This is a genomic window from Streptomyces sp. Da 82-17, assembly GCF_046098215.1.
Classification (GTDB): domain Bacteria; phylum Actinomycetota; class Actinomycetes; order Streptomycetales; family Streptomycetaceae; genus Streptomyces.
The window spans coordinates 215,016-232,683 of sequence record NZ_JBJURH010000007.1 but is presented as its reverse complement, the minus strand read 5'-3'; the positions used below and the strand labels follow the sequence as shown (position 1 = coordinate 232,683).

16 protein-coding genes are annotated in these 17,668 nt (G+C 71.8%); 6 read left to right on the top strand and 10 right to left on the bottom strand.

The genetic code is table 11. From position 1 onward, the window contains the following. Window positions 1–119: 119 nt before the first annotated feature. Window positions 120–1,379 (top strand): nucleotide sugar dehydrogenase, encoded by a 1,260-nt coding sequence (locus ACIDOF_RS14810; protein ID WP_409006290.1) that lies wholly within the window; start codon window positions 120–122, stop codon window positions 1,377–1,379. A gap of 73 nt (window positions 1,380–1,452) precedes the next feature. Here ACIDOF_RS14810 and ACIDOF_RS14805 read toward each other — a convergent pair whose 3' ends face one another. The 4 genes from ACIDOF_RS14805 to ACIDOF_RS14790 form a co-directional block, all read right to left on the bottom strand. After that, window positions 1,453–2,577 carry a GuaB3 family IMP dehydrogenase-related protein gene (locus ACIDOF_RS14805; protein WP_409006289.1) on the bottom strand — a complete coding sequence of 375 codons (1,125 nt, stop codon included), beginning with the start codon at window positions 2,575–2,577 and terminating at the stop codon, window positions 1,453–1,455. A gap of 118 nt (window positions 2,578–2,695) precedes the next feature. Continuing rightward, window positions 2,696–4,198 carry an IMP dehydrogenase gene (gene guaB, locus ACIDOF_RS14800; protein WP_409006288.1) on the bottom strand — a complete coding sequence of 501 codons (1,503 nt, stop codon included), beginning with the start codon at window positions 4,196–4,198 and terminating at the stop codon, window positions 2,696–2,698. A gap of 143 nt (window positions 4,199–4,341) precedes the next feature. Further along, entirely contained in the window at window positions 4,342–4,929 is a 588-nt protein-coding gene (locus ACIDOF_RS14795) for a sigma-70 family RNA polymerase sigma factor (RefSeq protein WP_409006287.1), read from the bottom strand. 283 nt (window positions 4,930–5,212) lie between these two features. Continuing rightward, on the bottom strand, window positions 5,213–5,824 hold the full coding sequence (locus tag ACIDOF_RS14790; protein WP_003948568.1) for a response regulator transcription factor: 612 nt from the start codon (window positions 5,822–5,824) through the stop codon (window positions 5,213–5,215). 385 nt (window positions 5,825–6,209) lie between these two features. On the opposite strand from ACIDOF_RS14790, the gene ACIDOF_RS14785 reads away from it, so the two are divergent. Further along, window positions 6,210–6,539, top strand: coding sequence for a WhiB family transcriptional regulator (locus ACIDOF_RS14785; RefSeq protein WP_409006286.1), 330 nt, complete (start codon window positions 6,210–6,212; stop codon window positions 6,537–6,539). Between the two features lie 124 nt (window positions 6,540–6,663). On the opposite strand, the gene ACIDOF_RS14780 is transcribed toward ACIDOF_RS14785, so the two are convergent. Further along, window positions 6,664–7,560, bottom strand: a complete 897-nt coding sequence (locus tag ACIDOF_RS14780) for a LysR family transcriptional regulator (protein ID WP_409006285.1) — start codon at window positions 7,558–7,560, stop codon at window positions 6,664–6,666. Between the two features lie 81 nt (window positions 7,561–7,641). On the opposite strand from ACIDOF_RS14780, the gene ACIDOF_RS14775 reads away from it, so the two are divergent. Both ACIDOF_RS14775 and ACIDOF_RS14770 read left to right on the top strand, forming a co-directional pair. Beyond that, the gene (locus tag ACIDOF_RS14775; RefSeq protein WP_409006284.1) at window positions 7,642–8,346 is read left to right on the top strand and encodes an MOSC domain-containing protein; all 705 of its coding nucleotides are present in this window, start codon (window positions 7,642–7,644) and stop codon (window positions 8,344–8,346) included. A 59-nt stretch (window positions 8,347–8,405) separates the two neighbouring features. Next, the gene (locus tag ACIDOF_RS14770) at window positions 8,406–9,179 is read left to right on the top strand and encodes an SDR family NAD(P)-dependent oxidoreductase (protein WP_409006283.1); all 774 of its coding nucleotides are present in this window, start codon (window positions 8,406–8,408) and stop codon (window positions 9,177–9,179) included. A 184-nt stretch (window positions 9,180–9,363) separates the two neighbouring features. Here ACIDOF_RS14770 and groL read toward each other — a convergent pair whose 3' ends face one another. Together groL and groES are read right to left on the bottom strand one after the other, a co-directional pair. Then, the gene (gene groL / locus ACIDOF_RS14765) at window positions 9,364–10,992 is read right to left on the bottom strand and encodes a chaperonin GroEL (RefSeq protein ID WP_409006282.1); all 1,629 of its coding nucleotides are present in this window, start codon (window positions 10,990–10,992) and stop codon (window positions 9,364–9,366) included. Between the two features lie 99 nt (window positions 10,993–11,091). Further along, window positions 11,092–11,400 (bottom strand): co-chaperone GroES, encoded by a 309-nt coding sequence (gene groES, locus ACIDOF_RS14760; protein ID WP_016434667.1) that lies wholly within the window; start codon window positions 11,398–11,400, stop codon window positions 11,092–11,094. 342 nt (window positions 11,401–11,742) lie between these two features. Between groES and ACIDOF_RS14755 the strand changes: the two genes are divergently transcribed. Next, on the top strand, window positions 11,743–13,089 hold the full coding sequence (locus tag ACIDOF_RS14755) for an FtsW/RodA/SpoVE family cell cycle protein (protein WP_409006432.1): 1,347 nt from the start codon (window positions 11,743–11,745) through the stop codon (window positions 13,087–13,089). Window position 13,090: 1 nt separating this feature from the next. Here ACIDOF_RS14755 and ACIDOF_RS14750 read toward each other — a convergent pair whose 3' ends face one another. Both ACIDOF_RS14750 and ACIDOF_RS14745 read right to left on the bottom strand, forming a co-directional pair. Beyond that, on the bottom strand, window positions 13,091–14,029 hold the full coding sequence (locus ACIDOF_RS14750) for a polysaccharide deacetylase family protein (protein WP_409006281.1): 939 nt from the start codon (window positions 14,027–14,029) through the stop codon (window positions 13,091–13,093). Next, a complete protein-coding gene (locus tag ACIDOF_RS14745) occupies window positions 14,026–15,024 on the bottom strand; it encodes a polysaccharide deacetylase family protein (RefSeq protein ID WP_409006280.1) in 999 nt (332 codons plus the stop codon). The genes ACIDOF_RS14750 and ACIDOF_RS14745 overlap by 4 nt, the downstream gene beginning before the upstream one ends. A 118-nt stretch (window positions 15,025–15,142) precedes the next feature. On the opposite strand from ACIDOF_RS14745, the gene ACIDOF_RS14740 reads away from it, so the two are divergent. Next, a complete protein-coding gene (locus ACIDOF_RS14740; RefSeq protein WP_409006431.1) occupies window positions 15,143–16,348 on the top strand; it encodes a THUMP-like domain-containing protein in 1,206 nt (401 codons plus the stop codon). Here ACIDOF_RS14740 and ACIDOF_RS14735 read toward each other — a convergent pair whose 3' ends face one another. Beyond that, window positions 16,349–17,653: an RNA polymerase sigma factor gene (locus ACIDOF_RS14735; protein WP_409006279.1), complete on the bottom strand. Its 1,305-nt coding sequence runs from the start codon at window positions 17,651–17,653 to the stop codon at window positions 16,349–16,351. Window positions 17,654–17,668 lie beyond the last annotated feature (15 nt).

Sequence of the window (17,668 nt, the reverse complement as noted above, 5' to 3'; positions counted from 1 at the left end):
GGCCCGCAATGCCGCATAACGGTCATATTTACTCCTAACCTGACATTGCGCTGGTCCACTCTGTCCACAGGACTTGCGTTCTCCTCCCGCTCCGGCTACTGGGAAGGACGGCCCACGCCATGCCCGCAGATCTCGCCGTCATCGGACTCGGACATCTCGGCCTGCCCCTCGCCCAGGCCGCCGTCGCGTCCGGGATCGAGACCATCGCCTACGACCCGCGGCACACCGCCGACCTCGCCGCCGGCCGGCTGCCCGCCGACGAGGGCGCCCTGACCGCCGCCGATCTGCGCCGGATGCTCGCGGGCGGCTTCCGGCCGACCTCGAACCCGGCGGAGCTCGGCCGCGTGCGCACGGCCGTCATCTGCGCGCCGACCCCGCTGGGCGCCGACGGCGCGCTCGACCTGAGCCAGGTCGCCGACGCCGCCCGCGAACTCGCCGCCCGGCTGCGCCCGCACACCACCGTCATCCTCGAGTCCCCCGCGTACCCCGGAACGACCGACGAACTCCTCCGCCCGCTCCTCGAAAAGGGCTCAGGGCTGCGCGCGGGCCGCGACTTCCACCTCGCCTACTCGCCCGGCCGCCTCGACCCCGGCAGCCGCACCCACGGCTACGCCAACACCCCCAAGGTCATCGGCGGCCTCACCCCGGCCTGCACCGAGTCCGCCGCCGCGTTCTACGGCCGCCTCACCGACAAGGTCGTACGCGCGCGTGGACCCCGCGAGGCGGAGACGGTGCAGCTCCTGGAGACCAACTACCGGCACGTCAACATCGCCCTGGTCAACGAAATGGCCGTCCTCTGCCACGACTTGGGCGTCGACCTCTGGGACGTCATCCGCTGCGCCGAGACCAAGCCCTTCGGCTTCCAGGCCTTCCGCCCCGGCCCCGGCGTCGGCGGCCACGGCATCCCCCTCGACCCCAACTACCTTCCGCACCACAGCCGTACGCCCGGCCACCCGCTGCGCATGGTCGGCCTCGCCCAGGAGATCAACCACCGCATGCCGCAGTACGTGATCCAGCGCGCGGCCACCCTCCTCAACGAGCACGGCAAGTCCGCCCGCGCCGCGCGTGTGCTGCTCCTCGGCGTCACGTACAAGCCCGACCTCGCCGGCCGACAGGGCTCCCCCGCCAACGAGATCGCCACCCGCCTGATGGAACTCGGCGCCGCCATCAGCTACCACGACCCGTACGTCCCGCACTGGAACGTCCTCGGCCACCCCGTCCCCCGCGCCGACTCCCTGTACGAGGCCGCCGCCGACGCCGACCTGACGATCCTGCTCCAGCCGCACCGCACGTACGACCTGCAGAGCCTCACGGTGAAGGCGCAGTTGCTGCTCGACACCCGCGGCGCGACCCCGGTCGGAGCCGCCCACCGGCTGTGACGAGAACAGTCACTACAAAGGGAGGGCCCTACCGCTCGTGCGCGGTAGGGCCCTCCCTTTGTGGTGCTGCTTTTCAGCGGCGGTGCACCGAGTCCGCCACCGTGACCTCGACCCGCTGGAACTCCTTGAGCTCGCTGTAGCCCGTCGTGGCCATCGAGCGGCGCAGCGCGCCGAAGAAGTTCATCGAACCGTCGGGCGAGTGCGAGGGACCGGTGAGGATCTCCTCGGTCGTGCCGACCGTGCCCAGGTCGACCTTCTTGCCGCGCGGCACGTCCTCGTGGACGGCCTCCATGCCCCAGTGGTGGCCCTTGCCAGGCGAGTCCGTGGCACGGGCGAGGGGCGAGCCCATCATCACCGAGTCCGCACCGCAGGCGATGGCCTTCGGCAGGTCGCCGGACCAGCCCACGCCGCCGTCGGCGATGACGTGCACGTACCGGCCGCCGGACTCGTCGAGGTAGTCCCGGCGCGCGGCCGCGACGTCGGCCACCGCGGTCGCCATCGGGACCTGGATGCCGAGGACGTTGCGCGTCGTGTGCGCGGCGCCGCCGCCGAAGCCGACGAGGACACCCGCGGCACCGGTCCGCATCAGGTGCAGCGCGGCCGTGTACGTGGCGCAGCCGCCGACGATCACCGGGACGTCCAGCTCGTAGATGAACTGCTTGAGGTTCAGCGGCTCGGCGGCGCCCGACACGTGCTCGGCGGACACCGTCGTACCGCGGATCACGAAGATGTCGACGCCCGCGTCCACGACGGCCTTGGAGAACTGGGCCGTGCGCTGCGGCGACAGGGCGGCGGCGGTCACGACGCCGGAGTCGCGGACCTCCTTGATGCGCTGGCCGATCAGCTCTTCCTTGATCGGCGCCGCGTAGATCTCCTGCAGGCGACGGGTCGCCGCCTCCGGGTCCAGCTCGGCGATCTCGTCGAGCAGCGGCTGCGGGTCCTCGTAACGGGTCCAGAGGCCCTCGAGGTTGAGCACGCCGAGGCCGCCCAGCTCGCCGATGCGGATCGCCGTCTGCGGCGAGACGACCGAGTCCATGGGGGCCGCGAGGAACGGCAGCTCGAAACGGTAGGCGTCGATCTGCCAGGCGATCGAGACCTCCTTCGGGTCCCGCGTACGCCGGCTCGGCACGATGGCGATGTCGTCGAACGCGTACGCCCTGCGGCCGCGCTTGCCGCGCCCGATCTCGATCTCAGTCACGTTGTGTGGCCTTTCCACTCTCCGGTCTGCGTCTTCCAGTATCCCCGACACACATGCCGAGGCCCGCGGGCGCAGTACCCACGGGCCTCCAAGCGTGCTCCCCGTACGCGCTCGACGGTCAGCGGCGCGCGTAGTTGGGCGCCTCGACGGTCATCGCGATGTCGTGCGGGTGGCTCTCCTTGAGCCCGGCCGAGGTGATCCGGACGAACCGGCCCTTGGCCTTGAGCTCCGGGATGTCGGCGGAGCCCACGTACCCCATGGAGGCGCGCAGGCCGCCGACGAGCTGGTGCGCGACCGAGGAGAGCGGGCCGCGGTAGGGCACCTGGCCCTCGATGCCCTCGGGCACGAGCTTGTCCTCGGACAGGACGTTGTCCTGGAAGTACCGGTCCTTGGAGAAGGACTTGGCCTGGCCGCGCGACTGCATGGCGCCGAGCGAACCCATGCCGCGGTACGACTTGAACTGCTTGCCGTTGATGAACACCATCTCGCCGGGCGACTCCTCGCAGCCCGCGAGCAGCGAGCCGAGCATCACCGTGTCGGCGCCGGCGGCGATGGCCTTGGCGATGTCGCCGGAGTACTGCAGGCCGCCGTCGCCGATGAGCGGGACGCCCGCCTCGTGGCACGCCTTGGCCGCCTCGTAGATCGCGGTGACCTGCGGGACGCCGATGCCGGCGACGACGCGGGTGGTGCAGATCGAGCCGGGGCCGACGCCGACCTTGACGCCGTCCACGCCGGCGTCGATCAGGGCCTGGGCGCCCTCGCGCGTCGCGACGTTGCCGCCGACGATGTCGACGCGGATGTTGCTCTTCAGCTTGGCGATCATGTCGAGGATGCCGCGGCTGTGGCCGTGCGCGCTGTCCACGACCAGGAAGTCGGCGCCGGCCTCGACGAGCGCCTGCGCCCGGTCGTACGCCTCGTCGCCCACGCCCACCGCGGCGCCGACGACCAGACGGCCCTCGGCGTCCTTCGCGGCGTTGGGGTACTTCTCGGCCTTCACGAAGTCCTTGACCGTGATGAGGCCCTTGAGGATGCCGTTGTCGTCGACGAGCGGCAGCTTCTCGATCTTGTGGCGGCGCAGCAGCTCCATGGCGTCCTCGCCGGAGATGCCGACCTTGCCGGTGACCAGCGGCATCGGCGTCATGACCTCGCGGACCTGGCGCGAGCGGTCCAGCTCGAAGGCCATGTCGCGGTTGGTGACGATGCCGAGGAGCTTGCCGGAGCCGTCGGTGACGGGCACGCCGCTGATGCGGAACTTGGCACACAGCGCGTCGGCCTCGCGCAGCGTCGCGTCCGGCGAGACCGTGATCGGGTCGGTCACCATGCCGGACTCGGAGCGCTTCACCAGGTCGACCTGGTTGGCCTGGTCCTCGATGGAGAGGTTGCGGTGCAGCACGCCGGCGCCGCCCTGACGGGCCATGGCGATGGCCATGCGGGCCTCGGTGACCTTGTCCATCGCGGCGGAGAGCAGCGGGATGTTCACCGACACGTTGCGCGAGACGCGCGAGGCGGTGCTCACCTTGTTCGGCAGTACCTCGGAGGCGCCCGGCAGCAGCAGGACGTCGTCGTATGTCAGCCCGAGCATCGCGAATTTCTCGGGTGCTCCGTCGACGTGGTCACTCATGACACCTTCCCCAATGCTCTTGCCAGGCGCGGACCACCATGCTAACGGCCCGCGGGGCCTCTTCATTCCACGATCCCATCACAGCCGACGGCGATCATTGGACGTTCCTACGACCGGGAGGTGCCGCGCCCCCTGCTCCGCGCTCACTGCTCCGCGAGGGCGCGCAACCGGCTCAGCGCACGGTGCTGCGCGACGCGGACGGCGCCGGGCGACATGCCCAGCATCTGCCCGGTCTCCTCGGCGGTCAGGCCGACGGCGATCCGCAGCAGCAGCAACTCGCGCTGGTTCTCCGGAAGGTTGGCGAGGAGTTTCTTGGCCCACTCGGCGTCACTGCTGAGCAGCGCCCGCTCCTCGGGCCCGAGGGAGTCGTCGGGCCGCTCGGGCATCTCGTCGGACGGCACGGCCGTCGAGCCCGGGTGGCGCATCGCGGCCCGCTGCAGGTCGGCGACCTTGTGCCCGGCGATGGCGAAGACGAAGGCCTCGAAGGGCCGACCCGTGTCGCGATAGCGAGGCAGGGCGAGCAGGACGGCGACGCACACTTCCTGGGCGAGGTCCTCCACGAAGTGCCGTGCGTCACCCGGAAGTCGGGACAGGCGGGTGCGGCAGTAGCGCAGCGCGAGCGGGTGCACGCGGGCCAGGAGATCGTGCGTGGCCTGCTCGTCACCCTCGACCGCGCGTCGTACGAGTGCACCGATGGCCCCTTGGGCAGCAGCAGCCTCGTCGTCACGCATCGGTCCATGGTGCCTCGGCGTCTGCCGATCTGTGGCACCGCGTCCGTAGTTGTGCACCGAAGCGTTATGAGCAGGCGCGCCGGAACTCATCTCCTGCGCCCTCCCCTCCCGCTCGATCGAATCGTCCCCGAGGAACTCCACACCTCAAGGATGCGGCATCGCGCGGGAAACGGGGCACGCCGCGGTCCGAGCGGTCCGAACCGCGAGCCATCCGGCGTCCCGCCCGCACGAGGGCGGACGGGACGCGCTGACGACGAGACGGAACCCGCGCGGCGGCGCACTTCTAGCGGACCAGGCCCCAGCGGAAGCCGAGCGCCACGGCGTGCGCACGGTCCGAGGCGCCGAGCTTCTTGAACAGCCTGCGCGCATGCGTCTTGACCGTGTCCTCGGAGAGGAACAGCTCACGGCCGATCTCGGCGTTGGAGCGGCCGTGGCTCATGCCCTCCAGGACCTGGATCTCACGCGCGGTGAGCGTGGGCGCCGCGCCCATCTCGGCGGAGCGCAGCCGCCGCGGGGCGAGCCGCCAGGTCGGGTCGGCGAGGGCCTGCGTGACGGTCGCGCGCAGCTCGGCACGCGAGGCGTCCTTGTGCAGATAGCCGCGGGCGCCGGCGGCCACGGCGAGCGCGACGCCGTCCAGGTCCTCGGCGACGGTCAGCATGATGATCCGGGCGCCGGGATCGGCCGAGAGCAGCCGGCGCACCGTCTCGACGCCGCCCAGACCGGGCATGCGTACGTCCATCAGAATCAGGTCCGAGCGGTCGGCGCCCCAGCGGCGGAGGACTTCCTCGCCGTTGGCCGCCGTCGTCACACGCTCTACGCCCGGCACGGTCGCCACCGCGCGGCGGAGCGCCTCTCGGGCAAGCGGGGAGTCGTCGCAGACGAGGACGGATGTCATGACTGTCCCCCGCGGCCCTCACAGCTGCTGCGCGTCACCTTGAGCCTCCAGGCTGGTACGAATCGTCACCTGTGCGATTGACGCCCTCGGACACCTGCCCGAGCGCTTCTGTTTTCAACCGCCTCGCACTCTCAACGACGGTCACTCGAAAGAGTTACGGGCCGGTGAGCCATCTTCGGCACTCTACGTGAGGGCTCGGACACGGCACAGCTACCGCAGGTCACCGAAGATTCGCCTTGAGCTATGCCCCATTTAGCGCCTTTTCTTCCCTTTTCCTGGTGTCTGTGACTAGATTCGCCATGAGTCATATTTTCATCTACTCAGACAGTAGATGTACGGTCATGGGTCCAGAATCCGCTCGACAGAGGTTGCAAGGGGACAAGCAATGGCAGATTTCTCCCGCCTTCCCGGACCGAACGCCGATCTGTGGGACTGGCAGCTCCTCGCAGCCTGCCGTGGGGTGGACAGCTCCCTGTTCTTCCACCCGGAGGGCGAACGGGGCGCCGCGCGAAGCGCTCGTGAGAACTCGGCCAAGGAGGTCTGCATGAGGTGCCCGGTGCGCGCCCAGTGCGCCGCGCACGCACTCGCCGTACGAGAGCCCTACGGGGTCTGGGGCGGGCTCACCGAGGACGAGCGTGAGGAGTTGATGGGACGGGCGCGCAACCGGCTGGTCACGGCGTCCGCGACATCGGGTGCGGGCGGCGCGGTGCGCTGAGGCGAGCCCGCGAAACACGCGAAGGAACGTTTCTTCGGAGTCCTTCGCCGGAAGCCGCCTGCGTACGGGCGGCACAGGGACGGGCCGGCGTGGGCGGGCCGGGTGGCCGCCGCGCTCGGGGCGCTCAGCGGGTCGCGGCCCTGGCGAGGTGGTCGAGCGTGGCCGCCACCGCCGGGACCTGCTCCAGGTCGGGCAGGGTGAGCGCGACGATCTCCCGGCGCACGGCGGGCTCCACCGCGACCGCTCGGGCGCCCTTCGGGCGTACCGACTCCAGGGCGAGTTCGGGGAGCACCGCGACGCCGAGGCCCGCGCCGACCAGGCTGATGACCGCCGGATAGTCGTCGGTCGCGAAGTCGATGCGCGGGGTGAAGCCGGCGCCCTCGCAGACCTCGACGAGCTGGCGGCGGCAGCGCGGGCAGCCCGCGATCCAGGGCTCGTCCGCGAGTTCGCCGATGGCCACGGACGACGAGCGGGCGAGGCGGTGCCCCTGCGGGACCAGGCCGACGAGCCGGTCCGCGAGCAGCGGCCGGACGACCAGGTCGCCCCACTCCTCCGCGGCCTGGGCGCCCTCGTACCGGAAGGCGAGGGCCACGTCGCAGTCGCCCTCGCGGAGCATCTCGACCGAGCGCGGCGGCTCGGCGTCGACGAGGGAGACGCGGGTGCCGGGGTGGGCGGCGCGCAGCGCGGCGAGCGCGGTCGGCACGAGCGCGGAGCTGCCGCTGGGGAAGGAGACCAGGCGGACGCGGCCGGCGCGCAGGCCTGCGATCGCGGCGACCTCCTCCTCGGCCGCGGTGAGCCCGGCGAGGATGCCCGCGGCATGCCTGACCAGGGCTTCTCCGGCCTGGGTCAGGCGCATTTCGCGGCCCGTGCGGATCAGCAGCGGGGTGCCGGTGGACTGTTCGAGTGCCTTCATCTGCTGGCTCACGGCGGGCTGGGTGCAGCCGAGCTCGCGGGCCGCGGCCGAGAAGGAGCCGGTGGCGGCCACGGCGCGCAGGACACGGAGATGACGGGCCTCGATCATGACATCGAGCATAAGTCACTCTTGGAGCAGGCGGAGAATAATGCGTCGACGCTTTGGCTTCGGCTCGCCTAGCGTGCCCGTATGAAGCTTCTTTCGGTGAATGTGGGGCGGCTCGCGGCCGTGGAGTACACGGACGCGCCCTCGGGCGCGACCGGGATCGACAAGCGGCCGGTCGAGGGGCCGGTGCGGATCGCGGCGCCGGGCCCGAAGGGCAGCGGCGGCAGCGGGCTCGCCGGTGACGTGGTCGCCGACCTGCGCCACCACGGCGGCGACGACCAGGCGGTGTACGCGTTCGCGCGCGAGGACCTGGACGGCTGGGAGCGCGAGCTCGGCCGGCCGCTCGCGGACGGCGCGTTCGGCGAGAACCTCACGACGTCCGGGCTCGACGTGAGCGGCGCCCGGATCGGCGAGCGCTGGCGGATCGGGCGGGACGTGGTCCTGGAGGTGACGTCCTCGCGGATCCCGTGCCGTACGTTCGCGGGGCATCTGGGCGAGAAGGGCTGGGTGCGGAGGTTCACGCAGGGCGGGGCTCCGGGGGCGTATCTGCGGGTGATCGAGCCGGGCGAGGTGCGGGCCGGGGACGCGATCGAGGTGCTGCACCGGCCCGACCACGAGGTCACCGTCGCATTCCAGTTCCGGGCCGCGACGACCGAGCGCGCGCTGCTGCCCCGACTCCTCGCGGCCGGTGCGGCGCTCCACCCGGAGGCGGCCGCGAGCGCACGGCAGTACGTGGAGAAGTACGCCGACAAGACCCCCGGGTCGAGCCCGGCCGGGGATTCCGCTTAGGCCTGCCGCAGAAGGGAGTTGAGGGCCGGGCGGGTCAACGGGGCCCTTAGCCTTGGCCCATGACTACCGCTCTGATTACGGGATCGACCGCGGGCATCGGCGCCGCCTTCGCCCGGCGCCTCGCCGCCGACGGCCACAACCTCGTCCTCGTCGCGCGCGACATCGCGCGGCTGCGGGAGCAGGCCACCGAGCTGCACGACCGGCACGGCATCGAGGCCGAGGTGCTCTCCGCCGACCTGGCGACCGAGGAGGGCATCGCGGCGGTCGAGAAGCGGCTCGGCGACCGCCGCGACCCGGTGGACCTGCTGATCAACAACGCCGGCTTCGGCAACAAGGGGACCTACCTCGAGGTGCCCATGGCCGACGAGTTGACGATGTTGAAGGTGCACATCGAGGCGGTGCTCCGGCTCACCTCGGCGGCCGTCGAGGGGATGCGGGAGCGCGGCCGGGGCGGTGTGGTCAACGTGGCGTCGGTGGCGGCGTTCGTGCCGCGCGGTACGTACGGCGCGTCCAAGGCGTGGGTCGTGCAGTTCACGCAGGGCGCGGCGAAGGACCTGGCCGGTTCCGGGGTGCGGCTGATGGCGCTGTGCCCCGGTTTCGTGCGTACGGAGTTCCACGAGCGGGCCGGGATGGGCACGGACAACATCCCGAAGTGGATGTGGCTGGACGCCGACAAGCTGGTGGCGGCGGCGCTCGCGGATCTGGCGCGGGGCAAGACGCTGTCGGTCCCGGATCCGCGGTACAAGGTGATGATGGGCGCGGTGAAGGTGGTTCCGCGGAACCTGCTGGGCGGGCTCACGTCGAAGACGGGCCGCAAGTACGGGCCGCAGTAGTTCCCGGTCCGGGGAGAGCGCGGCGGAGCCGCAGGCTCGCAGGGCGCGGGGAACTGCGCGAGCGGCCACGACGGAACCCGCGCCCCGCAACGCACAGAACCCGGCAGACGCAGCGCGGAAAGGCCTGAGGCCCGACACCCAGGACGGGTGTCGGGCCTCAGGTGCAGCTCAACCCAGCGGAGCGTCAGTGCGCGTGGCCGTGACCGTGGCCGTGGCCCGCGTCGGCCTCTTCCTCTTCCTTCTTCTCGACGACCAGGGTCTCGGTCGTGAGGAGCAGGGAGGCGATGGAGGCGGCGTTCTCCAGGGCGGAGCGGGTGACCTTGACCGGGTCGATGACGCCGGCCTTGACCAGGTCGCCGTACTCACCGGTGGCGGCGTTGAAGCCCTCGCCCTTGCCGAGCTCGGCGACCTTCGAGGTGATGACGTAACCCTCGAGGCCGGCGTTCTCGGCGATCCAGCGGAGCGGCTCGACGGCGGCGCGGCGGACGACGGCGACACCGGTGGCCTCGTCACCCTCCTTGCCGAGGTTGCCCTCGAGCACCTTGACGGCGTGGACCAGGGCGGAGCCACCACCGGAGACGATGCCCTCCTCGACCGCGGCGCGGGTCGCGGAGATGGCGTCCTCCAGACGGTGCTTCTTCTCCTTCAGCTCCACCTCGGTGGCGGCGCCGACCTTGATGACGCACACGCCGCCGGCCAGCTTCGCGAGGCGCTCCTGCAGCTTCTCGCGGTCCCAGTCGGAGTCCGTGGCCTCGATCTCGGCCTTGATCTGGTTGACGCGGCCCGCGACGTCCTCGGCGTTGCCGCCGCCGTCGACGATGGTCGTGTCGTCCTTGGTGATCGTGACGCGGCGGGCGGTGCCAAGGACGTCCAGACCGGCCTGGTCGAGCTTGAGGCCGACCTCCTCGGCGATGACGGTGGCACCGGTGAGGGTGGCCATGTCGCCGAGCATCGCCTTGCGGCGGTCACCGAAGCCGGGGGCCTTCACGGCGACGGCGTTGAAGGTGCCGCGGATCTTGTTCACGACCAGGGTCGACAGGGCCTCGCCCTCGACGTCCTCGGCGATGATCAGCAGCGGCTTGGAGCCACCGGCCTGGATGACCTTCTCGAGCAGCGGGAGCAGGTCCTGGATCGAGGAGATCTTGCCCTGGTGGATCAGGATGTACGGGTCGTCGAGGACGGCCTCCATACGCTCCTGGTCGGTGACGAAGTACGGGGACAGGTAGCCCTTGTCGAAGGCCATGCCCTCGGTGAAGTCCAGCTCCAGACCGAAGGTGTTGGACTCCTCGACGGTGATGACACCGTCCTTGCCGACCTTGTCCATCGCCTCGGCGATGAGCTCACCGATCTGCTTGTCCTGGGCGGACAGCGCGGCGACGGCGGCGATGTCCTCCTTGGAGTCGATCGGGCGGGCGGTGGCGATCAGGTCGTCGGAGACGGCCTTGACGGCGGCGTCGATGCCCTTCTTCAGGGCGGCCGGGGAGGCGCCGGCGGCGACGTTGCGCAGACCCTCGCGGACCAGGGCCTGGGCGAGCACGGTGGCGGTGGTCGTACCGTCACCCGCGATGTCGTTGGTCTTGGTCGCCACCTCCTTCACGAGCTGCGCGCCGAGGTTCTCGTACGCGTCCTCGACCTCGACCTCGCGGGCGATGGTCACGCCGTCGTTGGTGATGGTGGGGGCGCCGAACTTCTTGTCGATGACGACGTTGCGGCCCTTGGGGCCGATCGTCACCTTGACCGTGTCGGCAAGCTTGTTGACGCCGCGCTCGAGGGCGCGACGGGCGTCCTCGTCGAACTTCAGGATCTTCGCCATGGAGCTTTGTCAGTCCTCTCGAAAACGAACGGCGCCCCCGGCGCCCGGCTTCTTACGGTCGCGGGGGCCAGGGGCGCAGTTCAAAGCAAAACCGGTGAATTACTTCTCGACGATCGCGAGCACGTCGCGCGCCGAGAGGACGAGGTACTCCTCGCCGTTGTACTTCACCTCGGTGCCGCCGTACTTGCTGTACAGCACGATGTCGCCGGTCTTGACGTCGAGCGGCAGGCGCTCGCCGTTCTCGAAGCGGCCCGGGCCCACGGCGAGGACGACGCCCTCCTGGGGCTTCTCCTTCGCGGTGTCCGGGATGACCAGGCCAGAGGCCGTGGTCTGCTCGGCGTCGAGCGGCTGGACCACGATGCGGTCCTCGAGCGGCTTGATGGCAACCTTGGAGCTGGCGGTCGTCACGATCCGACCTCCCCCTTCGGAGATCTCACGGGGTTAACTGTCTGAGGTGGCGACCAGGTGGATCCGTCGTCGCGGGTGCCGGACCTGCCCGTCGCTGTGTTGGCACTCTCCCACGGGGAGTGCCAGAGCCGACACTATGACCGCGATTAGCACTCGGTCAAGCGGAGTGCCAATCCCGGCGCCGCGCCGTCCCCCGCCGGCGGCCTCCACGCCCGCGTCCGGCGGCGGAACCGCCCGTACGCCGTCCCCGTCTTGGAGCGCGTGACGAACAACGGACCGATAGGCGGACAGACCGGACAGGGTGCCAGGCGCGCGGTCGGGCGCCGGCCCGCGCCCGCGGCGCTGCGGCGCCGGCGCCACGAGGCCCTGCTCCTGCTGTTCACGGTCGCCCTCGCGGTGTTCGGGCACGCCTCGGTCGGCCTGGCCATGGGCGGCCGACTCCCCACCGGGATCGCCCAGTTCACCGCGAGCCTGGTGCTGCTCGCCGGGGTCGGGCATCTCGCGGTGCGCCGCTTCGCGCCGTACGCGGACCCGCTGATCCTGCCGCTCGCGACGCTGCTCACCGGGCTCGGCCTCGTCCTGCTGCACCGGCTCGACATCAGCTACGCGGAGAAGTTCCGGAACTCGGAGCCCACGGCGGGCGGCCAGTTGGTGTGGTCGGTGATCGGGGTGGCGTGCTGCGCGGGGGTGCTCGCGCTGCTGCGCGACCACCGGCGGCTGCAGCGGTACGTGTACCTGACGATGGCCGTCGCGCTCGTGCTGCTGATGGCCCCGGCGTTCTTCCCCGGGGACACGTACGGCGCGAAGCGGTGGATCTATCTGGGCGGGATGTCGTTCCAGCCGGGCGAGTTCGTGAAGATCATGATCGCCGTGTTCTTCGCGGGCTACCTGACGCTCAACCGCGACGCCCTCGCCCTCACCGGCCGCCGCGTGCTCGGCGTGCGCCTCCCGCCGGGGCGGCAGCTCGGGCCGATCCTCACGGTCTGGGTGATCAGCCTGCTCGTCCTGGTCTTCGAGCGGGACCTCGGCACCTCGCTGATCTTCTTCGGCCTGTTCGTGGTGATGCTGTACGCGGCGACGCGGCGGACCGCGTGGGTGGTGTGCGGCGTGACGCTCGCCGCGGTCGGCGCGTTCGTGGTCGGCTCCCTGCAGCCGCACGTGCACGGCCGGGTGCAGGCGTGGCTCGACCCGTTCGCCGCGCTCACCCCCGAGGGCCGGGCGGCGGGCGCGTCCGACCAGCTGGCGCAGGCCCTGTTCGGCTTCGGCAGCGGCGGCCTCACGGGTACGGGGCTCGGCCTCGGGCACCCCGAGCTGATCGGGTTCGCGGGGCGCAGCGACTTCATCCTGACCACCGTCGGCGAGGAGTTGGGCCTCACCGGGGTGATGGCCGTGCTGCTGCTCTACGCCCTGCTCGTGCAGCGCGGCCTGCGGACGGCCGTGCTCGCCCGGGACCCGTTCGGGAAGCTGCTCGCGGCCGGGCTCTCGGCGGCGCTGATGCTGCAGGTGTTCGTGGTCGCGGGCGGGGTGCTCGGGCTGATCCCGCTGACCGGCAAGGCCCTGCCGTTCCTGGCGAAGGGCGGGTCCTCGCTCGTCGCGAACTGGCTGCTGGTCGCCCTGCTGCTGCGGATCAGCGACAGCGCGGGACGGCACCGGGAGGCCGCCGACCCGCCTGCCGCCGCGGCGAGTTGAGTCACAGGTAGTCCTCCAGGCGGGCCACCGTGTACCCCTGGGCCTGGATCGTGCGGAGCAGCCGGGCCGTCGCCTCGGTCAGGGACGCGCCGTCCGGGTCGGCCGGGCCGGGGTGCTGCGCGAGGACGATGTCGCCGGGGGCGAGCTCGGGCCCGTCCGCGTCCGGGTGGCCGTCGAGCCGCAGCGTCGTCCGCCACCGGACCACCGCGGCGATCCCGCAGTCGGCGGCGGCGCGCAGGGTGTCGTCGTCGTACTCCCCGTAGGGCGGGCGGAAGAGGCGGGGGCGGATGCCGAAGCGCTGCTTGAGCTTGTCCTGCTGGCCGCAGATCTCCCAGCGCTGGCCCTCGTAGGAGAGGCCGGGCAGGTACGGGTGGTCGAGGGTGTGGTTCTGGACGGTGGCGCCGACCGCGCGGAGCTCGCCGAAGTGCGCGTAGCCGGGGCCGAGCACGCGGTCGGTGAGGAAGACGCTGACGGGGAGCTTCAACTCCCGGACCATGCGCACGAATCGGGGGTCGCGTTCGACCGCGTCGTCGAAGGTCAGGAACACCACCTTGTCCTTCGTGGGGACGCGGTCGACGACCGGGGGCAGGCCCGGGCCCCCGGGCATCGCGTGCGCGCGCCGGAGCCGGGGCTTCGGGGCGGGGGCGAGCGGTGCGTCGAGGCCCCAGCGGCGGGCGGTGGCCGTACTGACCGCACGCTCCCGGAAGCCGCTCTTCCGCCGCTCGGCCGACTGGTGCGCCCCGGCCTTCCGCCGCTCGGCCGACTGGTGCGCCCCCGGCCCGGCGAGGCCCGGCTCGGCCCGGGCCGCCCTGCGTTCCTCGACCTTCTGTGCCGCCTTCCGGCCGAGCCGTTCGATCGGGTCGACGGACTGGGCGCAGCCGGTGAGTGCCAGCGCACCGGCTGCAAGGAGCCCGGCGAGCAGCCGGTGCGCGCGGCTCACCGGGCGGCCCGGCCGGGTCCGGACTCCGCGGGTCCGGACTGCGCGGGTCCGGACTGCGTGGGCAGGTAGTCCTCCAGGCGCGCGATCGCGTACCCCTTGTCCGTCACCGTCTTCAGGAGGCGGCGGATCATGTCGGGCATCGTGCCCTTCCAGTCCTCCTTGCCGCGGAAGTGGGTGAGGATGATGTCGCCGGGGTGCAGGTCGCGGTCCCACTCGCGCCAGTCCATGCGGTCGGCGAATGCCTCGGCGTTCCACAGCGGCACGGACGTGATGCCGCAGGCCTTGGCGGCCTTCAGGGTGTCGCGGTTGTAGTTGCCGTAGGGCGGGCGGAAGAGCTCGGGGCGCTTGCCGTAGCGCTTCTCGATGACGTCCTGCATGCCGCAGATCTCGCGCTTCTGCTGCTCGTAGGAGAGGCCGGGCATGTACTTGTGGTTGAGCGTGTGGTTGTTCAGGCCGACGCCTCTGGCCTGCATCTTCTTGAAGTAGCCGTAGTCGTCCTCGATCACGTAGTCGCTGAGGAACGCCGTGTACGGGATCTTGAGTTCGCTCATCATCCGGAGGAACCGGGGGTCCTTCTCGGCGCCGTCGTCGATGGTCAGGAAGACCACCTTGTCCTTCGTCGGGACGGTCGTGTAGACGGGCGGCAGGTGCTTCTGGCCCGACACCTCGAAGCCCTTGCGGGTGGTGATCTCCGGCTTCTTCGCGGGCGGTTCGGGCGGGGTCAGCGGCATCTTGGCGACGCCCCACTTCTTCACCGCGGCGACCCGTGCGGCGTGCGCGGCGGCCTGCTGCTTCGCACGCTCGGCCTGCTGCTGGCCGTGGGCCGGCTCGACGGGCTCCTGGCCTCCGCCGCCCGCACAGCCGGAGGCCAGGGCCGCGGCGGTGAGCACGGCCACGCCTGCCCTGATCCGCAGCGAGCGGCTCGACGCGATCCGGAGGGCACGACTCGGCGCCCACTTCGTACCGAACTTTTCGTTTTGTCGTACTAGTTGCATGGCGTCGGATCCTGTCAGCGCGGGTCCGTCCGACTGAGCCGACACCGCCGCCGGGGCGGGCACGATCCACCGCTTGGCCGACAACCACCCGAAGCGGGCCGTGACCGACAATGGCCGGGTGAACGACCTCGACCCGCTCGCCGCCTTCGAAGCCCTGCTCACCGACGAGGGCCAGGCCCTGCTCGACGCACTCCGCGACCACGACCCCACGCAGGAACTCGCCCTCGCCACCCGGCTGCGCCGCGACCACCCCGCCGAGCTGGTGTCGGCGGCGCTGGGCCAGGCGCGGCTGCGGCAGCGGGCGGTCGCGAAGTTCGGGGCGGCGGACGCGGCGCGGATGTACTTCACGCCGGACGGCGTCGAGCAGTCGACCCGCACGGGCGTCGCCGCGTACCGGGCGGAGCGGTTCCGGGCCCTCGGCGTGCGCAGCCTGGCCGACCTGTGCTGCGGGATCGGCGGCGACGCGATCGCGCTCGCCCGCGCGGGGATCTCCGTGCTCGCCGTCGACCGCTCCCCGCTGACCTGCGCGGTGGCCCGGGCGAACGCGGTGGCGCTCGGGCTCGGCGAGCTGATCGAGGTGCGCTGCGCGGATGTCGCCGAGGTGGACACGTCGGCGTACGACGCGGTGTTCGTGGACCCGGCACGGCGCGGTGGCCGCGGCCGGGTCTTCGACCCGGAGGCCTACTCGCCGCCGCTGTCCTGGGCGGTCGAGGCGGCCCGGAAGGCGCCGTACGCCGCGTTGAAGATCGCGCCCGGGGTGCCGCACGAGGCCGTGCCTCAGGACGCCGAGGCGGAGTGGATCTCGGAGCGGGGCGACGTGAAGGAGGCCGTGCTGTGGTTCGGCGGCGGTGTCGTGCCCGGCGCCATGGCCGCGACGCTGCTGCCCGCCGGGGTGACGCTGCGGGCCGAGCCGGCGGCGATGCTCCCGGACCCGGAACCGCGCCCGGTGGGCCGGTATCTGTACGAGCCGGACGGCGCCGTCATCCGCGCCCATCTGGTCGCCGAGGTGGCCCGCGAGGTGGACGGCGGCCTGATCGACCCGATGATCGCGTACGTGACGAGCGACGCCGCGCACGCCAGCCGGTTCGCCGCCGGGTACGAGATCACCGACCAACTGCCGTTCAACGTCAAGAAGTTGCGGGCCCTGCTGCGGGAGCGGCAGGTCGGCGTGCTCACCGTGAAGAAGCGCGGCTCGGCCGTCGAACCCGAGGAGCTGCGCCGGAAGATGAAGCTGTCGGGGCCGAACGCGGCGACGGTGTTCCTGACCCGGGTCGCGGACGCCCCGACGATGCTGGTCGGCCGCCCCCTCACCCCGGACGGCTGATCAACTCCCCAGCTCCGCCGCCTTCTTGAGCAGCAGCTCACGCTCCCGGGCGTTCCGGGCGAGGTCCGCCGCACGCTCGAACTCGGCCCGCGCCTCGGCCGTACGGCCGAGGCGGGCGAGCAGGTCGCCGCGGACGCTCGGCAGCAGGTGGTAGGCGCGCAGGCCGGAGGCCGCGGCGAGCGCGTCGACCAGTTCGAGGGCGCGCTCCGGGCCGTGCGCCATGGACACGGCGACCGCGCGGTTCAGCTCGACGACCGGGGACCGGGTGCGGGCGGCGAGCAGGTCGTAGAGCGCCACGATCTGCGCCCAGTCGGTCTCCTCGTACGTCAGCGCCTCGGCGTGACAGCCCGCGATGGCGGCCTGGAGGGTGTACGGGCCGGGAGCGCCGCCGCAGGCGTGGGCGCGGGCGAGGGCGTCGAGGCCGCGGCGGATCAGCAGCCGGTTCCAGCGGGTGCGGTTCTGGTCGGCGAGCAGCACGGGCTCGCCGTCGGGCCCGGTACGGGTCGTCGCGCGGGACTGCTGGAGCTCCAACAGGGCGGCCAGACCGTGCACTTCGGCCTCGTCGGGCATCAGACCCTGCAGCACGCGCGCGAGCCGGAGCGCGTCCTCGCAGAGCGCGGGCCGCAGCAGGTCGTCCCCGGCGGTGGCCGCGTACCCCTCGTTGAAGATCAGGTAGATCACCTCGAGGACGGAGCCGAGCCGGGCCTCGCGGTCCGGGCCGTACGGCACCTCGAAGGCGACGCCCTGCTTCGCGAGGGTGCGCTTGGCGCGGACGATGCGCTGGGCGAGCGTGGCCTCCGGGGCGAGGAAGGCGCGGGCGATCTCCGGGGTGCTGAGGCCGCCGAGGAGTTTCAGGGTGAGCGCGATCCGGGCCTCGGCGGAGAGCACCGGGTGGCAGGAGATGAAGACGAGCCGCAGCAGGTCGTCGTCGATGTCGTCCGGGTCGGCGGGCTCCTCGGGCGGCGGCACCGACTCCAGGTCGCGGCCCAGCTCGGCGAGCTTCTGCGCGTACCGCTCCTTGCGGCGCACCAGGTCGACGGCGCGGCGGCGGGCGACGGTCAGCAGCCAGGCGCCCGGGTTGTCCGGAACGCCCTGCTCGGGCCACTGTTCGAGGGCGGCCACCAGGGCGTCCTGCGCCAGCTCCTCGGCGAGGCCGACGTCCCGTACGACCCGGGTGACGGCCGCGATGACGCGGGGCGACTCGATCCGGAAGACGGCCTCGACGGCGGCGTCGGCGCTGCGGGATCGGTCTGCTCGGCGGGTGGCCGTGGGGTCTGCGGAAGGTGCGTCGTCCGTCACGGCCACCCATCAAAGCATCAG

Bases quoted from the DNA above. Each gene is read 5' to 3' on its own strand.
- ACIDOF_RS14785 (WP_409006286.1), top strand. From the start codon at position 6,210: ATGGCAGATTTCTCCCGCCTTCCCGGACCGAACGCCGATCTGTGGGAC.
- groL (WP_409006282.1), bottom strand. From the start codon at position 10,992: ATGGCGAAGATCCTGAAGTTCGACGAGGACGCCCGTCGCGCCCTCGAG.
- ACIDOF_RS14810 (WP_409006290.1), top strand. From the start codon at position 120: ATGCCCGCAGATCTCGCCGTCATCGGACTCGGACATCTCGGCCTGCCC.
- guaB (WP_409006288.1), bottom strand. From the start codon at position 4,198: ATGAGTGACCACGTCGACGGAGCACCCGAGAAATTCGCGATGCTCGGG.
- ACIDOF_RS14745 (WP_409006280.1), bottom strand. From the start codon at position 15,024: ATGCAACTAGTACGACAAAACGAAAAGTTCGGTACGAAGTGGGCGCCG.
- ACIDOF_RS14795 (WP_409006287.1), bottom strand. From the start codon at position 4,929: ATGCGTGACGACGAGGCTGCTGCTGCCCAAGGGGCCATCGGTGCACTC.
- ACIDOF_RS14770 (WP_409006283.1), top strand. From the start codon at position 8,406: ATGACTACCGCTCTGATTACGGGATCGACCGCGGGCATCGGCGCCGCC.
- ACIDOF_RS14780 (WP_409006285.1), bottom strand. From the start codon at position 7,560: ATGATCGAGGCCCGTCATCTCCGTGTCCTGCGCGCCGTGGCCGCCACC.
- ACIDOF_RS14790 (WP_003948568.1), bottom strand. From the start codon at position 5,824: ATGACATCCGTCCTCGTCTGCGACGACTCCCCGCTTGCCCGAGAGGCG.
- ACIDOF_RS14775 (WP_409006284.1), top strand. From the start codon at position 7,642: ATGAAGCTTCTTTCGGTGAATGTGGGGCGGCTCGCGGCCGTGGAGTAC.